Origin of the sequence: Acinetobacter sp. 742879 (assembly GCF_000588535.1) — a bacterium.
Lineage (GTDB): Bacteria > Pseudomonadota > Gammaproteobacteria > Pseudomonadales > Moraxellaceae > Acinetobacter > Acinetobacter pittii.
Genome location: NZ_JFYC01000009.1, coordinates 39,100 through 61,587 on the forward strand (window position 1 = coordinate 39,100; position 22,488 = coordinate 61,587).

The window sequence follows — 22,488 nt, forward strand, 5'->3', positions numbered from 1 at the left end:
TACTGCCCAGTTTCCACTGGGCATTCTTCTTCATGAGAGATGTACATGGATCCTAGAAGTGAAGTGATATTAAGACAACAAGACTATTTAAAAGGTAGAGTCTTGTTAATTAATGCACCGAGTGATGCCCTAGTCAGTCAATTACCAGCTGATATTGATGCTTCAGTCTGGACATGGAACCATGCTGACTACCAGAGCTTTATAAATAGTGGAACAAATGCGCATTTCTCAGTTGAGTTTCCATTACAAAAATTCGATCAAGCTGTCATTTTTGTTCCCAAATCTAAAGAACTGTTAAATTACATATTGCATGTCGTAATGAGCAATCTTAAAACTGCTCAGTCTGTTTTTTTAGTAGGTGAAAAAAAAGGTGGTGTTGAACGCGCTGCCAAACAATTACAAAGCTTCGGCAAAGTACTTAAACTTGATAGTGCACGTCACTGTCAGCTATGGCACTTAAAGATTGAAAAAACAGAACAGCTTAAACCTCTCGAAAGTTGGCTTAAAACTTACACTGTTCATGTTAATGAACAAGAACTTACGATTTGTGCCCTTCCCGGTGTGTTTAGCCAAAATCATCTAGATGTCGGAACTGCTGTTTTACTCCCTTATCTTAATCAGGTGAAATCAGGTAGAATTGCCGACTTCGGGTGTGGTGCTGGAATTATCAGTTGCTATTTGGCAAAAATAAATTCAAGTAATATTATTCATGCCCTAGATATTGATGCTTTCGCTTTACGGTCAACGGAAATGACTTTTAGTCGAAATGGAATAGGTTCAGACCAGTTGAGATTGCAGCCTGTTACAGGAATTGCAGACGCTCCAACAGAACTCGATGCCATTGTCAGTAATCCCCCTTTCCATCAAGGTATTCATACCAACTATGATGCAAGTGAAGGACTCTGCCAGAACGCTAAAAAACATTTAAAGGCATCAGGTGAGCTATGGATTGTAGCAAACCGTTTTTTAAACTATCCGATCTTAATTGAGAAGCACTTTGGTCAGTGCCAGATTAAAACTGATCATCAAGGCTTTAAGGTGTTATATGCCTGTGCATAACAAACTATGTAAGGAATCTCCATGAGCGAAACACATGCTCCTGAAAAACTCCAGCGTAAGCTTGGGGCTCGTCATCTGAATATGATCGCCATTGGTGGTTCCATTGGTACAGGCCTCTTCCTTGCTTCTGGATCAACCATTGCAAACGCTGGCCCTGGTGGAGCGCTACTCGCCTATTCACTCATTGGCATTATGATTTACTTCTTAATGACCAGCTTAGGTGAGCTTGCAACTCACACACCAACATCCGGTGCCTTTTTTACTTACGGCAGTCGTTATGTCGAAGAAGGCTTTGGTTTCGCTCTAGGCTGGAACTATTGGTATAACTGGGCAATTACGGTTGCATTCGAACTTGTTGCGGTTCAGTTTATTATGAAGTTCTGGTTCCCTGATATTCCAGGGTTCTATTGGAGTGCCCTGTTCCTTATTGTTATCTTTCTGATCAATGCCATGACAGTAAAGGGATTTGGGGAAAGCGAATTCTGGTTTTCGATGGTAAAAGTAATTGCGATTGTTGCATTTATTATTATTGGCTTAGCCATGATCATCAAGATTATGCTAACTCCAGGTGTTGCAACTTTCGGAAACTGGACCTACAAAGAGGCACCTTTTGTAGGCGGTTTACAAGCCATGATTGGTGTAGCAATGATTGCTGGATTCTCTTTCCAAGGAACTGAAATGGTTGGAGTTGCTGCTGGCGAATCAAAAGATCCAAAGAAGACAATTCCACTTGCAATCAAACAGATTTTCTGGCGAATCTTATTATTTTATATCCTATGTATTTTCATTATCGGCACTCTAATTGCCTATGATGACCCGAATTTATTGCAAGCAGCAGCCACTGAAGATATCGCGCTTTCTCCGTTTACATTGCTTTATGAAAGAGTAGGTTTTGCTTTCGCTGCGAGTTTAATGAATGCTGTCATTCTTACTGCTATTTTATCAGCAGGTAACTCAGGCATGTATTCCTCAACTCGTATGTTGTTTAAAATGGCTCAAGAAGGCCGTGCACCAAAGTGGTTTGCAAAACTTGATGGTCGTGGCGTTCCAATGAACGCGCTATACGCAACGACATTTATTGCTGCATTCTGTTTTTTAACGACATTTATTGGTGAAAAACAAGTATTTAACTGGCTACTCAATATGTCGGGTATGTGCGGTTTTATTGTTTGGTTAGGAATTGCGATTTCACATTATCGTTTCCGTAAAGGATACATTGCTCAAGGCTATAAATTAGAAGATTTAGCATATCGTGCCAAATTTTTCCCATTTGCACCTTGGTTTGCATTTATTCTTTGTTCAATCATTATCTTAGGACAGAACTACCAAGCCATTTTAGGTGGAAAAATTGATTGGTTAGGCTTACTTTCAACTTATATTAGCTTGCCATTGTTCTTGATCATTTGGTTAGGTTATAAGTGGAAAAATAAAACCAAATTGATCTCTTACGATCAAATGAACGTCAAACCTGAGCAAGATTAAAACTGGTCATTAAAGTAAATCAAAGATCAAAAGCTTGATCTTTGATTTAAAAAGCGTAAAATGCCGTTCAGATTTTCAACGGCACTTTTAAATAAGGAGGACATCATGCCATTAGTACAAGGTAAAACAGATTAAATAATTTGGCACGATGTCAGCTCACGGACAAGTGTACAAATTCACACCACTTGTCCGAATGCTTAAATTTAGAACCTAGCATTCGCTAGGTTTTTTTATGCCTGCTCGGACAAAAATAAGAGAAAAATTATGGGCATACAAAAAATATTAAACAAGGAGGCACTCTATGGTGTCCCTGTTAAAATTTTCACTCAAGACATAGATAGTGAAAGTATCGAACAACTCAAGAAAATGGCACAACTGCAATTCATCTATTCTCATATTGCTGTTATGCCCGATGTTCACCTAGGAAAAGGCGCAACTGTAGGTAGTGTTATTCCAACTAAACACGCCATTATCCCTGCTGCTGTAGGGGTAGATATTGGTTGTGGTATGAATGCAATTCGCTTGAGTTTAAAGGCTTCACAATTACCTGATAACTTAAGTCGTTTGCGTGATGCGATCGAACGCAAAGTCCCGGTTGGCTTTGCTTTACATAAACAGGTTAAGGCAAAGGCTTCCAGCATTATTCCACTTGAAAAACGCTTAGAGCCAATTATCAAAAAGCATCCTGGCCTTGTTCGTATGCTTCGACAATTTGATGCAACATGGCAAAAGCAACTTGGGACCTTGGGTGGTGGTAATCACTTTATAGAGTTATGTATTGATGAGAAACAAGATGTATGGGTAATGCTACACTCAGGTAGCAGAGGGCTCGGTAATGTTATTGGTACTTACTTTATTGAGTTAGCCAAAAAAGAAGCTCAGCATCGCTTTGGCCATGTACCAGATAAAGACTTAAGTTATTTTGCTGAAGGCTCAAAAAGTTTTGATGATTATGTAGAAGCTGTAGAGTGGGCACAAGAATATGCTTTTGGAAATCGTAAAGAGATGATGCGATTAATTTTAGAAGCGATCCGCCCTCTTCTACCTTCTTTTCAAATGACAAAAGAAGCGATTAATTGTCATCATAATTATGTAAGCCGTGAAATGCATTTTGGTGAAAATCTATTGATTACCCGAAAAGGTGCAATTAGAGCAGGTTTAGATGAGCTAGGTATTATTCCAGGTTCAATGGGAGCACGATCTTATATTGTTAAAGGCAAAGCAAATCCTGAATCATTTTGTTCTTGTTCTCATGGAGCTGGGCGTAAGATGAGCAGAAGTAAAGCAAAAGTTCTTTTTAATCAGCAAGATCTTATTGAACAAACCCAAGGTATTGAATGCCGTAAAGACAGTGGCGTTGTCGATGAAATTCCAAGCGCTTATAAAGACATTGATGAAGTCATGGCGAATCAGTCAGATCTCATTGAAGTCGTTCATACTCTAAAACAAGTTTTATGTATTAAAGGTTAAAGCATGAAAATTAAAGAAATGCCAAAGATCAAAGTCCGTAATCAAGTAGCTCTATCCCCTTTACTTCACAAAGGTGGTATGCACGAAACGGAAAAACCTCGTGCTCAACATCGCAGAGATAGACAAGATGCTAAACAGCAATTGAAGAAAGGTAATTGGTAACTAATTTAAACCAAGATCGAAAGTCATTATTAAGGAGACACAGAAATGACTAAATATTTTAAAAATCGCCATAAAAAAAGCGACTCTAACGAGTCGCTTTTTTACTGTTCAAGAACTCAAATTATTGAGCTGCTGCAGGAGCTGCCGCTTCTTGACCAGGTTGAACAACTACAGTACGGCTACCAGTGATTGTCGCGAATACACGACGGTTCATAGCACGGCCTTCTTTAGTTTTGTTGTCAGCAATCGGTTGATCCCAAGCGAAACCTTGAGTAGACAAACGAGATGCATCAACGTTGTATTCGTTTACAAGAGCTGATTTAACAGAGTTAGCACGAGCTAAAGATAAACGTTCGTTCAACTTACGTGGACCAGTGTTATCTGTGTGACCTTCGATACGTGCAGTAGCGTTAGGGTATTCAGTTAACTTCTCAGCAACTTTAGCGATTTCTGGCTTGTATTGGTCTTTGATGTTTGATTTGTTAGTATCAAAGAACACACGAAGTTCCATGTTAAGGTCTTCAGTTAACTCTTGTGGTTGTGGAGCAACTGGAGTTGGTTCAACTGGAGCAACTTCTACTACAGGAGCAGCAGGCTTCAAGTGACCACCAAGAACTACGTTTAAACCAGCAAGAGCTGTATAGTTCCAGAACTCTTCATCAGCGTTATAAGTAGCACGAGCTTCTGTACGAAGAGATAAAGCATCGTTTAAGCGCCAGAAAGCACCAACACCCGCATTACCTAAAGTACCTTCTTCTGAGTTACCACGTGTACCACGGTTTACGCCATCAAAGTCATACTTGTAGTGACCAGCACCTAACAATACGTATGGCTTGATTTTGCTGTCGTAGTTTTTAGTGATTAAATCAGAAGTAACATAGAAGTTACCGTTGATTTGTTTTTGTTTATATTCAGCACCAGCAGCAGCGCCGTCTACGTCGCCTTTAACTTGGTTATATTCAGCTTCGAAACCTAACCATGGTGTTAACTCGATACCAAGAGCTGCACCAACGAATAAATCGTCTTGTAACTCAGGTCCGTTAGTTAAGTTACCATCTTTACCGCCATTGTTGTGTTGGCTGTCTTGGAAAGTGTAACCAAGCAATAATGGAGTAACTGTTACGCCAGCATTAGCAGCAGCTAATGGAGCAGCAACAAGCATAGTAGCAAGTGCAATACGACTCAATTTCATGGATATCCTCCAGAGATAACAATTGTTGTTCAAGCTCAGCCTAAATTTATTGGCCCCTGAGATATTTTCACCCCAGTATTATTTTTAAGCTATTCACATTTGAATCATACAAACACTTGATAGACTTTCCAAGTGCTTGATAATTTTAATCAAGTAAATTATTGACAAAATTACTTACAATTTCCGTTGTAATTCGGTAATTTTTCACTCAACTAGCAAATATGAACAACTTCTTTCTTTCGCTTACGGTGATTTTACCAGTATTCTAGCATCCTGATAACCTTTATTTAATTTTGTGTTTCCTCACTATAAAAATCATTATAAGCCATTGATAGAAAGCATAAAATCAAAATATTTCTTTATATATTAAGGAATTTTAATGTTTAAATCTCCTGGTTTCACGTTGTTGGAACTCACTATAACGCTCGCAATTCTTATGATTATGGCCACTATAGCGCTTCCTTTATATCATCAATTTATGGCTTCTGTAGAATTAAAAAATTCGTCTCGACTACTCACAATTCATATACAAAAAGCCAAATACGACGCAATTCTACGACATAAGAGTGTCGTACTTTGCCCAAGTGTTGATTTATCTACATGTAATAGTAACTGGGATACAAGTCTTATAAGCTTTGTAGACACGAATCAGAATCTACAAAGAGAAAACAATGAAGAAGTATTAACCAATGTTGAACTTGCTCATCGCTATGGGTCTTTAAAATTTCAAAAGTTTGGAAAAAAACTAAATAGTATTGTATTTCAGGGTGACACTGGCCTTCCACGAGAGTCCAACGGCAGTTTCACTTATTGTTCTTATGACCAGCTTAAAAACTTTAAATTAGTTCTCAGCAAAATGGGGCATACCCGTTTAGAAGATCTTAAAAATTGTTAGAACTCTACAGTCTAATGCAGAAGATATCTCTCTTTGCTTTTTGCAATATACTGCCTAGGTTTTAAACATTTCTTATTTTGAGATTAAGAACAATCGGAGATTACAACAATGACTGACATCGTAATTGTGAATGGTGCTCGTACTGCCATGGGTGGTTTTCAAGGATCACTATCAGGACTTACAGCGCCTGAATTGGGTGCGGTAACGATTAAAGAAGCAATCGCACGTGCAGGTTTACAACCTACTGATGTCGAAGAAGTAATTATGGGTTGTGTACTGCCTGCAGGCTTAAAGCAAGGTCCAGCACGTCAAGCGATGCGTAAAGCTGGCTTACCAGACTCTACAGGTGCTGTAACGATTAATAAGCTTTGTGGTTCTGGCATGAAAGCTGTTATGCAAGCCGCTGATATGATTAAAGCAGGTAGTGCTGAAGTTGTTGTTGCCGGCGGCATGGAGTCTATGACAAATGCACCTTATGTTTTACCAAAAGCACGAGCTGGCTATCGCATGGGCCATGGCGAAATTAAAGATCATATGTTCTTTGACGGGCTTGAAGATGCTGAAACTGGGCGTTTAATGGGTTCATTTGCTCAAGATATGGCCAATACTCGTGGCTATACACGTGAGCAAATGGATGACTTTGCGATTCGCTCTTTGAAACGTGCTCAAACAGCAATTACTGAAGGTTATTTCAAAGACGAAATCGTTCCAGTTAGCGTACCTAGTCGTAAAGGTGATATCGTTGTTGATCAGGATGAACAACCTTTAAATGCCAAGATTGACAAGATTCCTTCACTCAAACCAGCTTTTGCAAAAGACGGTACAATTACCGCAGCGAATGCAAGTTCTATTTCGGATGGTGCGTCTGCATTAGTATTAACTTCAAGTGAAGTTGCAGCACAACGCGGTTTACAACCGCTTGCGAAAATTATCGCGACAGCGTCAAACTCGCAACATCCTTCAGAATTTACGATCGCTCCAGTTGGTGCTATTGAAAAAGTTCTTAAAAAAGCGGGATGGAATGCTCAAGACGTCGATCTTTGGGAAATTAACGAAGCTTTTGCTATGGTTACTATGTGTCCAATTGATGATTTCAAACTTGATGCAGAGAAAGTAAATATCAATGGTGGTGCTTGTGCCCTAGGTCACCCTGTAGGTTCTACGGGTTCTCGTATTATTCTTACTCTTATTCATGCACTGAAACGTACTGGTGGTAAAAAAGGTATTGCTGCGCTCTGTATTGGTGGTGGTGAAGCAACAGCGGTTGCAATTGAACTCATTTAATCCAAATTCATTATTTTAAAATCCCACTTCGGTGGGATTTTTTATGAAAAGACTACAAAAAATGACCCACAACATCACTTTTAAGTTTTAACTTATTCCTTTAAACGAAAACAACAATGGACAATAACAATGCAACTCAATCACTATCTCAATTTCCAAGGTCAAGCAGAACAAGCCTTTAACTTTTATAAATCAGTATTTGGTGGTGAATTCGGTATGTTAAGCCGTTATGGTGATATGCCAGCGCCTGAAGGTGTGACGTTATCGGAAGCCGACAAAAATCTGGTTCTACATGTTTCTTTACCGATTAATGAGTATACTGTGCTTATGGCCTCAGATACAAATGATCAGTTCTGTGCCCCTAACAGCGTTTTTACCCAAGGAAATAATCACTATATCTCGATCAACCTTGAAAAAGATGAGCAAGAAAAAGCAAAACAACTTTTTGATGCTTTATCTGTTAATGGTCAAATTGAAATGCCTTTAGAAAAAACATTCTGGGGCGCATTGTACGGCGCTTTTACCGATCAGTTCGGTATAAAGTGGATGGTTAACTGCCAGCTTGAAACCTAATATTTTCAATATTTAGCCCTTATAGAGATACCCACTATTTCTATAAGGGCTTTAAACATCGATATTGGAATATTGCGCAATAATCATTAAACCTACAGTAATAAAACCAATTCCCACCCATCCTGCCACATCAATATTCTGACCAAGAAAAATCTTTGCCAAAAAAGCTGTTGCTAATACACCTATTCCAGACCAAAGCACATATAAGATTCCAGCTTGCATATATTTCAAAGCGATAGCTGCACATGCAAAAGAAATAATATACAAAACCAGAGCAATACCCTGAGCTGTTTTATTGGCTAGGCCATTCCCTTTAGCAGAATAAAATGTTGAGAGTACATCTGTCGCAATAGCAAAAAGTAGCCACCAAGCACCGGGATTTATTTTTGAAATTAAACCTAACATTGTTGTTCTTCAGTTGAGTCATTTAAAAATTATTCATAAAAAAAAGCTGAACCTGAGTTCAGCCTTTATATTTAAAAACTATTTAAGCACCAGTTTGATAACTTGCTTGCGGTACGGCTGTTGAAGCTTGGTATGGGTTGGTAAAGTCTTGCAAACCAGCTGCCGCTTCTTGCACATCTTTACCTTCTTTAATCACAAAACTATCAAAACCTGAACGTTTTAAGTAGTTTAAGACATCCTTAAACACATCACCAGTTGCACGCAATTCACCTTGGAAACCTTGACGACGCAATAGTGCAGCGAATGAATAACCACGACCATCACCAAAACCCGCAAACTCAATGAAGATTGCATCAAGTTCACTTAATGGAAATGTGTGCTCTTCAGGTGAATCATTTACGGTCACATACAAAGCTTTTTTGCCTTGAACGTTAGCTAATTGATCGAGTTGAGCTGTTGTTACAACAACATCACCTTGGGGAATAACACCATCTTCAGCAATGATTTGATAAGTATTATCTGTAATCGTGCCATCTTTATAAAGCACTGGTAGAGCTGTATTAAGCATATGCACGCTCCTTAAATGGTTGAATTCCTACACGGCGATATGTATCAACAAAACGCTCACCTTCAGTACGCAAATCAAGATAAGTATTTAATACTTCTTCAATAACATCAGGCACAGCATCTGCTGCAAAAGATGGCCCTAAGATGTCACCGATTGATGCATCATGGTCTGAATTACCACCTAATGTAATTTGATAGAACTCAGCGCCTTTCTTATCTACACCTAAAATACCGATGTTACCTACATGGTGGTGACCACAAGCATTCATACAACCAGAAATATTTAGATCTAAATGACCAAGATCATAAACTTTGTCTAAGTCATCAAAACGACGTGTAATCGCTTCAGCAATTGGAATTGATTTCGCATTTGCAAGTGAACAGAAATCACCGCCTGGGCAACTAATGATATCGGTAATAAAGCCGATATGTGCACGCGCCATATTTTGTTGTTCAAGCGCTTGCCATACATCGAACAAATCTTTTTGAGGTACATCTGCCAAAGCAATGTTTTGTTCGTGAGTCGTGCGAAGTTCACCGAACGTATATTTATCAGCAAGGTCTGCAATAAAATTCATTTCTTCAGTGGTCATATCACCCGGTGCAATACCTGCGCGTTTTAGAGAAATCGTAACAATACGATAGCCCTTCACTTTATGCGCATGCGTGTTGATATTGAACCACTGTTTGAATTTTGGATACTCTGCAAACAATGCTGTGAAATCCTCATCTGCCAAATCTTGATAGTCAAATGGTGTGAACTCTTCATCTAACTTTTTCAAGATTTCTGGCTGAATCTTCAATGCTTCACGTGTATGTTCAAATTCAGCTTCAACTTTCTGTGCAAACACTTCAGGAGTTAATGCTTTAACTAGAATTTTAATACGCGCTTTATATTTATTATCACGACGGCCATGCAAGTTATAAACACGTAGAACCGCTTCTAAATAAGCAATTAAATCTTCACGTGGTAAAAACTCACGAATAACGCTACCAATGATTGGAGTACGGCCTAAACCACCACCAGCCATAATTTTATAGCCGATCTCGCCTGCTTCATTACGCACGATATAAACACCAATATCGTGGAATGCAGTTGCCGCACGATCTTTTTCTTTAAGTGCAGAAACAGCAATTTTGAACTTACGTGGCAAGAATGCAAATTCTGGGTGGAATGTACTCCACTGACGAATCAATTCACATGTTGGACGTGGATCTGCAATTTCACCAGCAACCACACCTGCATATTGGTCAGTTGTGGTGTTACGAATACAGTTACCACTGGTTTGAATGGCATGCATTTGTACAGTTGCAAGTTCAGCTAAAATGTCTGGCACATCTTCAAGTGCAGGCCAGTTTAACTGAATGTTTTGACGTGTAGATACATGTGCATAACCACGGTCATAAGCAGTTGAAACTTCAGCAACTTTACGTAATTGTTTAGAATTCATTAAGCCATACGGCACAGCTATACGCAGCATAGGCGCATAACGTTGCACATATAAACCATTTTGCAAACGTAATGGACGATATTCGTCTTCAGAAAGTTTGCCAGCTAAATAGCGTTCTGTTTGATCACGGAACTGAGCAACTCGTTCATTAACCAGCTGCTGGTCGAAATCGGTATATAAATACATGGCGTATGGCTAGTAGATTCATTATTAAGGCGGATAGCATAGCGAGCTTTTATTCATCAATAAAATGCTTTTTTTGCATATTTAATAACGGTTTTATTGATAAGCTTTAATATAAATCGACATAAAAAAGCCCGGATAAATCCAGGCCCTTTCTATAAAAGCTTTTTATTTGTTATCTGGTAAGGCATAAGCCACTAAATAGTCGCCCATTTTCGTACCAAATGAACCATGACCGCCAGCCATGATCACAACATATTGCTTACCATTGATTTCATAAGTCATTGGTGTCGCTTGTCCACCTGCTGGTAAACGCGCTTCCCAAAGTTTCTTACCGTTAGTAACGTTAAACGCACGTAAGTAGTTATCTTGAGTTGCACCAACAAACATGACATTACCGGCAGTAGAAATTGAACCACCTAAACCAGGCACACCAATTTTCACAGCTGGTAACTGGAACAAGTTCGGCAAGCTGTCACGAATTGTACCAATACGTTTTTTCCATACCACTTCATGAGTTTTCAAATCAACGCCAGCTACATAGCCCCAAGCCGGTTGTTTACAAGGTAAACCAAGCGGAGATAAGAATGCGCTAATTTCAACACCATACGGTACGCCGTACATCGGTTGTACGCCCTGCTCAGTTCCTGCACCTTTTGCAGTTTGTGCACGGTTTGGATCAGCAGGAATTAAACGACTGACGAATGGCAGACCAATCGGGTTCATTACAGCAACCTGACGATCAGGGTTAACTGACATACCGCCCCATTCAAATACACCTAAGTTACCAGGGAAAACTAAAGTACCGTTTTCAGATGGTGGAGTATAAATACCATCGTAATTTAGACGTTTGAAAGATACACGACACATGAGCTGATCAAGCATGGTGGCACCCCACATATCTTTATCAGTCAATTTATCTTGTGGTGCCAAGTTCAAGTCAGAGAATGGCTGAGTTTTTGAATAGAACTCACCTTTAGTTTGTGGTCCACGTTTAACTGTTTGTGGAACTGGTTTCTCAGTTACAGGAACAATCGGTTGACCATTACGGCGATCAAGAACAAAGGCATTACCTGTTTTCGTCAATACATAGATTGCAGGAACAGTTTGGCCAGCTTTGTTTTTGATATCAGCTAAAGATGGTTGTGATGGAACATCCATATCCCATAAATCGTGATGGGTTGTCTGGAAATTCCACACTAATTTACCAGTTGAAGCATTAATCGCTAACATTGAGTTTGCATAACGCTCTTTCAGCTCGGTACGGTCACCACCCCAGATATCTGGTGTACCTACACCTGTTGGTACATAAACGATATCAAGTTTGGCATCGTATGCTAAAGGTGCCCACGCATTTGGTGAGTTATGAACAAAAGTAGTACCTTCGCCCGGCATTGCATTTGGATCTGCTGCGCCCGTATCAAATACCCAAAGAAGTTTACCAGTGTTAACGTCGTATCCACGAATCACACCAGATGGCTCTTTATTTGAGTAGTTATCTGTTACAGAACCAGCAATAACAACAGTTGAACCAGTCACGATACCAGGAGATGTTGGGTTATAACCGCCTGGATACGCATATGGCATGAACTCTTGTAAGTTCACTTGACCATTTTGACCAAAGTCGGTACATGCTTTACCAGTGTCAGCATTTACAGCCACTAAACGGCCATCGTTGACTGGTACAAATACCTTACGTGGACATTGTGTAGAGCTAGATTTCTTGCTTTGAAGACTCGTTGCAAACTCAGTTGTATTGTTTGCATCGTAGTACATCACACCACGACAAGTTAAATGCTGGAACGATTTATCCGTTTTAAGTTTCGGATCAAAACGCCATTTTTCTTTACCTGTAGCAGGATCAATCGCAATTAACTGCTGGTGAGCTGTACAGATAAACATGTTATTACCGATTTTAATCGGTGTAACCTGATTAGTCGTTTCACCAGAGTCGTTATCTGTCTTAAGATCGCCAGTACGTAAAGTCCAAGCAACTTTCAAGTCTTTTACGTTTTGGTCATTGATCTGTTTCAATGGAGAATAACGCACACCTGCTTGAGTACGACCATAAGCTGGCCAATCACTTTCAGCAACACCAGGCACGGCTTGAGCTGTTTCTGGTTGAGGGGTTTTGATTTCACCATTAATTTCTTGCGGATCATTGAAGATAGAATAAACCATCAACACGATTGCAATTGCTAAAGTTGAAGATAAGGCAATCTTACTTGATCCAAGGTTGTTGATTCCACGAGTTACAGCCGGAACCAATAACCATAAACCAAGAATACCTAAAATATCTAAACGTGGTGCAAGCGCCCAAAAGTCTGTTCCAACTTCCCAGACACTCCAGATAATAGTTCCTAGCATTAATGCAGCATAAACCCACAAAGCAGTAGAAGCACGCTTGTAGAGTTGCCATGCAACAATGAGGAGTAATACTCCAGCTATAATGTAGTAAATTGAACCGCCTAGTGTAGCGAGCCAAATACCTCCAATTAACAGGAATAACGCCAGTAACCCAATAATAATTACGGTAAAAGTCGTTAAACCTGATCTTGAAGTAGGTTGATTCATAAACCACCTCTTATCAATCATCATTTTTATAGGAAAGATGTGCCAAGAACCTTATAGAAAAATGGCATCACCAATACATCTAAAACAAATTCAGGCATCAAGAAAAAACGGAAGGTCAGGATAATTCAATCAATGAGTTAGCCCTCGACAATCCGTTTTTCGGAGTAATTACGCTTAGAATGCAGTTGAGAATTTAATACCGCCAACCCAAGTGTTATCACCATTTTTTAATGCACCAACATGACGAACATATTGCACATTTGGACGAATAGTTAACCAGTTAGTGGCATGAATACCGTAGTAAAGCTCGGTATTGTATTCAGTGTCATATTCTTTAGTTTGAACATCGTTCCAATCATCATTGATATGGATACGAGCAACACCGAGTGCCAACTCATCTTGAGGACGTTGATTGAGCAAACCTTTATAGACCAAGCCTACATTTTGCATGTTATCAATTTTGTTGGTATCAGAGTCGTGGAAAGTCAGGTTCACAAAACCTGTCAAACCGCGATCTGTTTGATCAGCAGGCTGGAATAATTTTTGTTTTGCAGTTACCCAAACACCTTGTTTATGTGAGTTTTTGGTTTCATTTGCAATTTCTTTGGCGTCAGCAGTGCTGTAGTAATAACCTAAACGGTATTCCCCAGCCATACTTTGAGCACCTAATTTAGGTGACCAAACTACTTCGGCAGGAATAATTGCACCGTGAGAACCATCAGTACTTAAGTTAAAACCTTTGCCTCGGTCCAGATTTTCCGGGTTGTATTCATATACACCAACTTGCGTATATAAGTCGGGTTGCAAGTTATATTTAACACGCATTGCCCATTGGCTTACTGGCCAGTTATACCACTGATCGCCCACCCAGTTACCGACCTGCGAACCACAAAGTGCCAAGTTCTGGAAATCACAGTCAAAACTATTAAAGTCTTCACCTTCACCAAAACGACCGACTTTAACGTCTAATTTTTGATCCATGAATTTTTTCTTAATCCACAAATCTGTTAAACGCCAAGTTTGCTCACGCCCCCACACTTCTTGCACCGAGCTTAAGTGCCCTGCTAAAGCTGGTGAATGTTCAGAAAGCGACTGCCCATCACGATAAGTTAATGTGATTTGAGCTTCAGTATCTTGCCAACCTAAAATTTTATTTAGGTCAAAATGAGTTCCTAGTGCAAGTTGCCCCGTATAAGCACTACCATGCGTAGACGTATTTTTTGAATCTAAAATACCGGCATATTCGCCGGTATATCCAAAAGAAAAATCATAACCTTGTGCTTGTAACGCGGTGCGTTGACCGTTCCAATCACCCAACATCCAAGGACTATTTGGGTCGAATGCAGCAGCAGCTTGTGCATGCTGTATAAAAAGAGTAATTGATAAAACGGATAAACAGGAAGCCATCAAGGATTTATGTGTTTTCATGTTTACATACCTTTTATGTCTTTGTTTATAAAGGGTACGCTAATTTTATGTAAAGAAATTATTCAAAATGTTAATCGATTGATTAATCTAATAATAATCTTAATACACATTGTATGAAAAATGGCCCCAGCTCTTTACCACTGCCCTTCACCAAGTTTTTGACCTATAAAGGAATATCTCATTTTCGATCTTGAAAACTTAATTGGACAAGCCAATTGTGGTTCTGTATCCACTGTATTATTTTGCAAAGGTACATCCACAATCCATCCACGTTCTTGTGCTAAAGGCGAGTTTAAGGACTCAGTTAGGCTTAAAACAGGTTCTACACACACATCAAGATTTGCAAAAATTTCATGCCATTCTTTAAATGATTTCGTTTTAATTTTCTCTTGAATGGCTTGTTTAACTTCCTGTCGGTCTTCGACATCTAAGGAAGCGCCTTTTTGTAATAGTAAAGGCAAATCAAGCGCCACTGATAAACCAGACATAAATTGTGGCTCAAGACTACCTATTGAAAGATAACGACCATCTTGAGTCATATAATAGTCATAAAAAATACCGCCATTGAGCATGCCATGCTCTGGTGCTTGTTCAACCTGTGCAGCAAGTGTCGCTGATGCAGCCATACTGTTTAGGCTAGCAACACAATCGGTCATGGAAATATCAATATATTGGCCCATTCCACTACGTCCGCGTTCGACAACCGCAGCTAAAATTGCAATGACAGCATGAAGTGAACCACCTGCAATATCTGCAACTTGAATACCGAGTGGTGGCGGACCACTGTCTTGTCGGCCGCTATATCCAGCAATACCTGCTAAAGCTAAATAGTTAATGTCATGCCCAGCTCTGTCTTTATAGCTCCCTGTTTGTCCATAACCTGTAATTGAACAATAAATGAGACGTGGGTTAATTTCGGCAAGTGTCGCGTAGTCTAAACCGAGACGGCGCATAACATCAGGTCGGAACTGCTCTATGACAATATCAAACTCAGAAATTTTGGATTTAATCAGATCAATACTCGCCGTATCCTTTAAATCGAGAACAATCGACTGTTTATTTCGGTTTAGATAACTATGTGCTGTTGCTTGACCATTTGCATATGGCGGCATGATTCGGATTAAATCAGGACGTGATGGAGATTCGATATGGATGACTTCTGCTCCCATATCGGCCAAATACATGGTGGCAAAAGGTCCAGGTAAGAGCGTCGAGAAATCGAGAACTTTAAGTCCATTTAATGCTGTCGTCATCGTATTTTTAACCACTATTATTCGAATTTTCTTTTATATTAGTTAAGCAAATATACTAAAACAATGTCATGTTCAGCCATTTACCTTGATCATTTCGGCAATTTAACATGTAAAAAGTGCTTTTACTCTGTTGTAAATCGCCAATTTATTTTTTTAGACGGTCATTTAGGTCAATTTAAAGTGAACATCAAAGAGACTGAAGGATTCAATATGAGTCGCGATACGATTAGCATCCACTTCGTGAATGCGGCTTTGACAGGCGTAAAACGCCTTGGCATGGATGTTGAAATGCTCCTTTCACATGTGGGTATTGAAGCGGAATTATTACGTCAACCTAAAGCTCGAATCTCACCAGAACAATACACTCGTTTTATAAAAATGTTGTGGATGGTCACACAGGATGAACACGTTGGATTTGACGTACAACCACGTCGTCTGGGCACTTTTGCCATTATGTGTCAGTTGATTATTCACGCAAAAACATTAGGTCAAGCCCTTGAACTATCATCTCAATTCTACAAATTATTTGGCGATGAATGGTCGGTAACACTAGAACGTGACAAACACGAAGCACGTCTAGTTCCCCTCATTCCAAAAACTTTAGATCCAGACCATTTCATTACTGAAAGCATGCTCATGATTTGGCACGGTCTAGCATCATGGTTGATTGAACGCCGCTTGCCATTAGAACGTGTTCATTTTAGCTATCCACGTCCTGCACATGCAGATGAATATGATGCATTATTTTTTGCACCAGTTATGCAGTTTGATGCACCGCGTACTGAAATTACCTTTGCAGCTGATTATCTTGATTTGCCAATCCGCCAAGATGAAAAAACGCTAGAAGAATTCTTAAAAGCAGCTCCTGCTCAGCTTTTGGTAAAATTCAAGAACACCAACTCGCTAACTTCTCGTATTCGTGAAGTACTCAAAAGCCAAATTGGTGAAGAAATGCCAACGCTTAATGACGTTGCATCAATGTTGTATTTATCTCCGCAAACCTTACGCCGCCGTTTGGCTGCTGAAGGTAAAAGCTATCAAGGCGTGAAAGATGCTTTACGTCGAGATGCTGCGATTCACTTGTTACTCAACCCTGAATTAACGCTTGAAGATGTTGCTCAACAAGTTGGGTTTAGTGAAACCAGTACCTTCCACCGCGCATTTAAAAAGTGGACGGGTGTAACCCCTGGCCTATATCGCCAGCTACATGGTTATCACTAATTCTTAAATCTCTTTAGTTTCACATTTAGCCCAAGTTCAACTTGGGCTTTTTTGTATTTCTATTGGCAAAAATCATCACCTGACTGGTGCGCTTATCGTCATTGCGTTGCCTTTTAAAACCAGTACACTCAAAACACAACAAAGTTTAAGTAATAAAAAAGGAACTGTTATGAGCGAGGCTTATATTATTGATGCCATTCGCACCCCACGCGGAAAAGGAAAAAAAGATGGCTCTCTTTACGAAGTAAAACCAATTACATTACTGACGACCTTATTAAATGAATTACAGCAGCGCCATCAACTCGATACGTCTAAAGTCGATGACATTGTTTTGGGCTGCGTAACACCAATTGGCGATCAAGGTGGTGATATTGCCAAAACTGCAGCGATTGCAGCAGGTTGGAATGATGATGTTGCTGGGGTACAAATCAATCGCTTTTGTGCATCAGGCTTAGAAGCAGTCAATATGGCAGCAATGAAAGTCCGCTCTGGTTGGGAAGATTTAGTGGTTGCTGGTGGCGTTGAATCAATGTCACGCATTCCAATGGGCTCGGATGGTGGGCCGTGGGCATTAGATCCAGAAACAAATCTTAAGTCATCATTTGTTCCACAAGGTATTGGGGCCGACCTCATCGCAACCTTAGATGGCTATAGTCGTGAAGATGTTGATAATTTTGCTGTAAAGTCACAGCAAAAAGCGGCTGCGGCTCAATCAAATGGTTATTTCGACCAATCAGTTGTGCCAGTAAAAGATCATGCAGGTGTGGTGATTTTAGAGAAAGATGAATTTATTAAAGGCAATACCACACTCGAAGGTCTAACAAAGCTCAACCCAAGTTTTGAAATGATGGGCCAAATGGGCTTTGATGCAGTTGCTTTACAAAAATATCCGGAAGCACAAAAAATCAATCATGTTCATCACGCAGGTAACTCATCAGGTATTGTCGATGGAGCAGCTGTAGTTTTACTAGCTTCTGAAAAAGCTGTCAAAGAACAAAATTTAAAACCACGCGCTAAAGTTTTGGCGACTGCACTGGTTGGTACCGACCCAACCATCATGCTGACTGGCCCTGCGCCTGCTGCACGTAAAGCTTTAGAAAAAGCTGGGCTTACGATTGATGATATTGACCTATTTGAAGTCAATGAAGCATTTGCGGCAGTTGTTATGCGTTTTATTAATGAACTCAACGTCCCAGCTGAGAAAGTCAACGTAAATGGTGGTGCGATTGCTTTAGGTCATCCATTAGGGGCAACAGGTGCCATGATTTTAGGCACTTTACTTGATGAGCTTGAACGACAAGATAAAAAGCGCGGTTTAGCGACGCTCTGTGTTGGCGGTGGGATGGGTATTGCCACCATTATTGAACGCGTATAAAAATTAGGGATATAGAAGATGAGTGCAATTCAATACGAAAAAAATGCCGACAATATTGTCATTTTAACGCTTGATTCAACTGGTCAATCTGCGAACACCATGAATGCCGAGTTTCGTGACTCGCTCGATGAAGCGACTCAGAAACTTAAAGCAGAAACAGAACTTTCAGGGGTTATTTTCCGCTCGGCTAAAAAAACTTTCTTTGCAGGTGGTGATTTAGATGAGCTGATTCAAGTTCAGCATGAACACGCAACTGACTTTTTCAATATGGTTGAAAAGCTAAAAGGTCATTTACGTACAATTGAAACGCTTGGTATTCCAGCCGTTGCAGCATTAAATGGCACAGCACTTGGCGGTGGTTGGGAAATCGCATTAAGTTGCCATCACCGTATTGCAATTAATGACCCGAAAAGCAAATTTGGCCTACCAGAAGTTACTTTAGGTTTACTACCAGGCGGCGGCGGTATTGTCCGTATGGTACGTCTACTCGGACTTCAAAATGCATTTCCTTTCTTAATGGAAGGCAAACAGTTCGGTGTTGATAAAGCAAAATCTTTAGGCTTAATCCATGATACTACCGAAAATGAACAAGAGCTTTTAGATAAAGCAATTGCCTGGATAAAGGCCAATCCAAAATCTCAGCAGCCTTTTGACGTAAAGGGTTATAAAATTCCGGGTGGTGATCCAAAAACTCCAGCAGTTGCACAAGTTCTTGCAATTGCGCCAGCCATGTTAAAAGACAAAACCAAAGGTTGTTACCCTGCTCCTGAAGCGATTATGGCTGCCGCAGTTGAAGGCGCTCAAGTTGATGTAGATACTGCTCTGCGTATTGAGTCTCGCTACTTTACTCAGCTTACCACAGGCCAAATTTCTAAAAATATGATCGGCACTTTCTGGCATGGTCTAAATGCAATTAAGTCTGGTGCGAGCCGCCCTGCCGACGTTGCAAAATGGCAAGCCACTAAAGTAGGTGTGTTGGGTGCAGGCATGATGGGTGCGGGCATTGCCTATTCAACAGCCATTAAAGGCATTCCTGTTGTACTTAAAGATGTATCTGTTGAAAATGCAGAGAAAGGCAAAGCGTATTCACAAAAGCTCTTAGATAAACGTGTTTCACAAGGCCGCATGACTGCAGAAAAACGTGATCAGGTTTTATCGCTCATTACGGCTACAGCTTCTGCTGAAGACTTACAAGGTTGTGATTTAATTATTGAAGCGGTATTTGAGAATCAAGAGCTCAAAGCGAAAGTCACTCAAGAAGCCGAACAATATTTAGCGCCTAATGGTGTGATGGCATCAAACACCTCAACCCTGCCAATTACAGGTTTAGCGCAAGCAAGTAAGGATGATAAAGCTTTTATCGGTCTGCATTTCTTTAGCCCTGTCGACAAAATGCAGTTGGTCGAGATTATTAAAGGTAAAAACACCTCCTCAGAGACACTTGCCAAAGCTTATGACTTTGTACAACAAATTGGAAAAACACCGATTGTTGTTAATGATAGTCGTGGTTTCTTTACCAGTCGTGTGTTTGGTACGTTCATTCAAGAAGGTATGCGCTTGCTTGCCGAAGGCGTCCACCCTGCACGTATTGAAATGGCTGCACTGAAAGCGGGTATGCCAGTTGGCCCCCTCGCTATTCAAGATGAAGTATCTTTAACATTAACCGAACATGTTGCCAGTGAAGCACGCAAAGCTCTTCAGGCCGAAGGAAAAGATTTACCTAAAACTTCTGTAGATGAAGTGGTTCACACCATGATTCATGAGTTAAACCGTAAAGGTAAAGCTGCTGGAGCTGGTTTTTATGAATACCCTGAAAATGGTAAAAAGCATCTATGGGAAGGCTTAAACCGCTGGAAAAAAGATCATAATATTTCTGAACAAGATATGATTGATCGCATTCTGTTTGTACAGGCCTTAGATACTTTACGTTGTTATGAAGAAGGCGTATTGGAGTCTGTAATTGATGCCAATGTCGGTTCTATCTTTGGCATTGGTTATGCACCTTGGACTGGAGGAGCAATTCAATTCCTAAATCAATATGGTACTGATAAAGCACAAAAACGCGCCGAAGAATTGGCTGCCAAATATGGTGAACGTTTTACACCACCAGCTTTACTAAAAACCAAAGCTGAGCAGAAACAAAATATTCAGTAACTTAGTCCTATTGAATATTTAAAAAACTGCATAAACCTTACCCATATAAATATATTTTATTTATATGGGTTTTTCTTTATGACCTTTAAGATTCCTGCCACCGACCTAAATATGCTATAAATAGACTTCATTTTTGTGCTTCTACAGCACATTCGAGAAATTCTTATGTCCGATAAAAATTCTTCCGAGTCAGCAATTTTAGGCTGGAAATTTGTTCTGATCGTTGGTGTTTTAAGTGCAATTTTCCTTGGCTTTTTCTATTTAGCAATGAGTAATGAACCTGACTATATGCCAGGTGCACAGCGCAAAGCACAACAAGAGCAAATGCAGCAAAAGGCTGAACACTCTACAGAGCAACATGCTCAACATAGTGACAACATGCCTGAAATGGATATGCAAGAACATAAGCAATCAACACAGTAATCAGATATTTTTCAAATGACAGATTTTTCCCGCAACGCACTAGTTGTAGAAGGTGGAGGTATGCGTGGTGCCTTTACCAGTGGTGTACTTGACGCGTTTTTACAACAACAGTTCAACCCATTCGATTTATATGTTGGCGTATCATCTGGTTCAACCAATGTCGCTAACTACTTGGCAGGTCAGCAAGGCCGCACTCTAACATTTTATATTGATCATTCACTGCGCCCTGAATTTATCGATTACAAACGCTTTTTTAAAGGCGGCGACTTACTTGATTTAAAATGGATGTGGGAAATTGGTGAAAAAGAACATCCACTTGATCAACAGAGTCTTTTTGCCAAAAATCCTGATTTTTATATGGTGTTGACGCATGCCAAAACAGGTCATGCAGAATATCTTCGTGCGGGTAAAGATAATTTACTCAATGCGCTTCGAGCTTCTAGCTCAATTCCAGTTTTAACGCGTCATCCCGTCGATATTATGGGTGAACCTTATTTTGATGGTGGTGTTGCAGATGCCCTACCCGTTCGCTGGACGGCTCAGCAAAGTGGCGTCAAAAAACTGTTAGTTTTACGTACTCGTCCGAAAAACTATTTCAAAGCAAGTAGTCGAGGTGATCAATTCCTCGCAAAATATGCGTTTAAACATCATTATGGTTTCGCTAGTAGCTTGCGTAGCCGCTGTGCTCGTTATAACGCTTCGGTCGATTTTGTTCGTGGTGAAAATCCAGACCAGCAAATTTTAGAAGTGTGTCCACCGCCTCTTAAAAATATGGCTGGCCGTTTAACTACCAATCCAAAAAAGCTTCGCTACAGTTATGAAGTCGGTTTAGAAACTGGCTTACAGGCCATCGAAAGTTGGAATGCAATGAAATAAATTAAAATTGAGATTTCTAAAAAGAAGTCTCAATTTAACTCTAAAACCATATCAATATGTGGAATGCCACAGTCTTGGTAAACCCCACCTTGCACATGAAAACCTAAAGCTTCGTAAAAAGCGGTCACATAAGTTTGCGCAGAAAGCTTTAAATAAGGCAGTTTATGACGACGTGCATAGTCAATAATATGCTGCATTAAAATTTTACCAATACCTTGCTTTCGATAAGGCATTAAAACAGCAACACGCCCTACGCTATGCTGCGGCAACAAACGTGCTGTAGCGATAGGCTGCTCTTTGTCATAGACAATAAAATGTAGAACTGTGGCATCCAAGTCGTCCCATTCATCTTCAGGTGCAATTCCCTGTTCTTGGATAAAGACTTGTTCACGGATGTATTTTGCATCTTGCTCAAGCTGTTCCCAACCACCCTCTACAATTTTATACATCCATTCACCTTC

At 40.1% G+C, this 22,488-nt stretch carries 20 protein-coding genes; 12 read left to right on the forward strand and 8 right to left on the reverse strand.

Translation table 11 applies throughout. The features are described 5' to 3' along the window. Window positions 1-45 precede the first annotated feature (45 nt). From J690_RS16220 to J690_RS24390, 4 genes are all read left to right on the forward strand, one after another. A complete protein-coding gene (locus tag J690_RS16220; RefSeq protein ID WP_032036937.1) occupies window positions 46-1,059 on the forward strand; it encodes a methyltransferase in 1,014 nt (337 codons plus the stop codon). Between the two features lie 21 nt (window positions 1,060-1,080). Next, window positions 1,081-2,541, forward strand: coding sequence for an amino acid permease (locus tag J690_RS16225; protein WP_014207587.1), 1,461 nt, complete (start codon window positions 1,081-1,083; stop codon window positions 2,539-2,541). 264 nt (window positions 2,542-2,805) lie between these two features. Further along, the gene (locus tag J690_RS16230) at window positions 2,806-4,011 is read left to right on the forward strand and encodes an RtcB family protein (protein WP_032036938.1); all 1,206 of its coding nucleotides are present in this window, start codon (window positions 2,806-2,808) and stop codon (window positions 4,009-4,011) included. Between the two features lie 3 nt (window positions 4,012-4,014). Further along, a complete protein-coding gene (locus J690_RS24390; protein WP_032036940.1) occupies window positions 4,015-4,173 on the forward strand; it encodes a hypothetical protein in 159 nt (52 codons plus the stop codon). Window positions 4,174-4,294: 121 nt separating this feature from the next. Here the strand turns inward: J690_RS24390 and omp38 are convergent, their stop codons facing one another. Then, window positions 4,295-5,365, reverse strand: a complete 1,071-nt coding sequence (omp38, locus tag J690_RS16240; RefSeq protein ID WP_031949255.1) for an outer membrane protein Omp38 — start codon at window positions 5,363-5,365, stop codon at window positions 4,295-4,297. Between the two features lie 379 nt (window positions 5,366-5,744). Between omp38 and J690_RS16245 the strand changes: the two genes are divergently transcribed. The 3 genes from J690_RS16245 to J690_RS16255 all read left to right on the forward strand — a co-directional run bounded on the left by J690_RS16245 (window position 5,745) and on the right by J690_RS16255 (window position 8,117). Continuing rightward, entirely contained in the window at window positions 5,745-6,260 is a 516-nt protein-coding gene (locus J690_RS16245; RefSeq protein WP_032036942.1) for a GspH/FimT family pseudopilin, read from the forward strand. A gap of 108 nt (window positions 6,261-6,368) precedes the next feature. Further along, the gene (locus tag J690_RS16250; protein WP_032036943.1) at window positions 6,369-7,544 is read left to right on the forward strand and encodes a thiolase family protein; all 1,176 of its coding nucleotides are present in this window, start codon (window positions 6,369-6,371) and stop codon (window positions 7,542-7,544) included. Window positions 7,545-7,673: 129 nt separating this feature from the next. Continuing rightward, window positions 7,674-8,117 carry a VOC family protein gene (locus J690_RS16255; RefSeq protein WP_032036945.1) on the forward strand — a complete coding sequence of 148 codons (444 nt, stop codon included), beginning with the start codon at window positions 7,674-7,676 and terminating at the stop codon, window positions 8,115-8,117. Between the two features lie 51 nt (window positions 8,118-8,168). Here the strand turns inward: J690_RS16255 and J690_RS16260 are convergent, their stop codons facing one another. From J690_RS16260 to J690_RS16285, 6 genes are all read right to left on the reverse strand, one after another. Then, a complete protein-coding gene (locus J690_RS16260) occupies window positions 8,169-8,522 on the reverse strand; it encodes a DMT family transporter (protein WP_032036947.1) in 354 nt (117 codons plus the stop codon). Between the two features lie 82 nt (window positions 8,523-8,604). Further along, the gene (locus J690_RS16265) at window positions 8,605-9,090 is read right to left on the reverse strand and encodes a DUF934 domain-containing protein (protein ID WP_032036949.1); all 486 of its coding nucleotides are present in this window, start codon (window positions 9,088-9,090) and stop codon (window positions 8,605-8,607) included. Next, entirely contained in the window at window positions 9,083-10,726 is a 1,644-nt protein-coding gene (locus J690_RS16270; RefSeq protein ID WP_032036950.1) for a nitrite/sulfite reductase, read from the reverse strand. The genes J690_RS16265 and J690_RS16270 overlap by 8 nt, the downstream gene beginning before the upstream one ends. Before the next feature lie 165 nt (window positions 10,727-10,891). After that, window positions 10,892-13,297 (reverse strand): glucose/quinate/shikimate family membrane-bound PQQ-dependent dehydrogenase, encoded by a 2,406-nt coding sequence (locus J690_RS16275; RefSeq protein ID WP_017385605.1) that lies wholly within the window; start codon window positions 13,295-13,297, stop codon window positions 10,892-10,894. A 174-nt stretch (window positions 13,298-13,471) separates the two neighbouring features. After that, on the reverse strand, window positions 13,472-14,704 hold the full coding sequence (locus J690_RS16280) for a carbohydrate porin (protein WP_081405209.1): 1,233 nt from the start codon (window positions 14,702-14,704) through the stop codon (window positions 13,472-13,474). Window positions 14,705-14,859: 155 nt separating this feature from the next. After that, on the reverse strand, window positions 14,860-15,978 hold the full coding sequence (locus J690_RS16285; RefSeq protein WP_032036952.1) for a CaiB/BaiF CoA transferase family protein: 1,119 nt from the start codon (window positions 15,976-15,978) through the stop codon (window positions 14,860-14,862). A 210-nt stretch (window positions 15,979-16,188) separates the two neighbouring features. Here J690_RS16285 and J690_RS16290 point away from each other — a divergent pair, with 210 nt between their 5' ends. From J690_RS16290 to J690_RS16310, 5 genes are all read left to right on the forward strand, one after another. Next, on the forward strand, window positions 16,189-17,199 hold the full coding sequence (locus J690_RS16290; RefSeq protein ID WP_002116561.1) for an AraC family transcriptional regulator: 1,011 nt from the start codon (window positions 16,189-16,191) through the stop codon (window positions 17,197-17,199). Window positions 17,200-17,368: 169 nt separating this feature from the next. Beyond that, entirely contained in the window at window positions 17,369-18,574 is a 1,206-nt protein-coding gene (locus J690_RS16295) for an acetyl-CoA C-acetyltransferase (RefSeq protein ID WP_005064279.1), read from the forward strand. Between the two features lie 18 nt (window positions 18,575-18,592). Next, window positions 18,593-20,728, forward strand: coding sequence for a 3-hydroxyacyl-CoA dehydrogenase NAD-binding domain-containing protein (locus J690_RS16300; RefSeq protein WP_032036954.1), 2,136 nt, complete (start codon window positions 18,593-18,595; stop codon window positions 20,726-20,728). Between the two features lie 165 nt (window positions 20,729-20,893). Beyond that, window positions 20,894-21,151, forward strand: coding sequence for a hypothetical protein (locus tag J690_RS16305; protein ID WP_001280981.1), 258 nt, complete (start codon window positions 20,894-20,896; stop codon window positions 21,149-21,151). A 15-nt stretch (window positions 21,152-21,166) separates the two neighbouring features. Then, window positions 21,167-22,027 (forward strand): patatin-like phospholipase family protein, encoded by an 861-nt coding sequence (locus tag J690_RS16310; RefSeq protein ID WP_032036956.1) that lies wholly within the window; start codon window positions 21,167-21,169, stop codon window positions 22,025-22,027. 29 nt (window positions 22,028-22,056) lie between these two features. On the opposite strand, the gene J690_RS16315 is transcribed toward J690_RS16310, so the two are convergent. Next, the gene (locus J690_RS16315) at window positions 22,057-22,476 is read right to left on the reverse strand and encodes a GNAT family N-acetyltransferase (RefSeq protein ID WP_032036957.1); all 420 of its coding nucleotides are present in this window, start codon (window positions 22,474-22,476) and stop codon (window positions 22,057-22,059) included. Window positions 22,477-22,488: the final 12 nt, after the last annotated feature.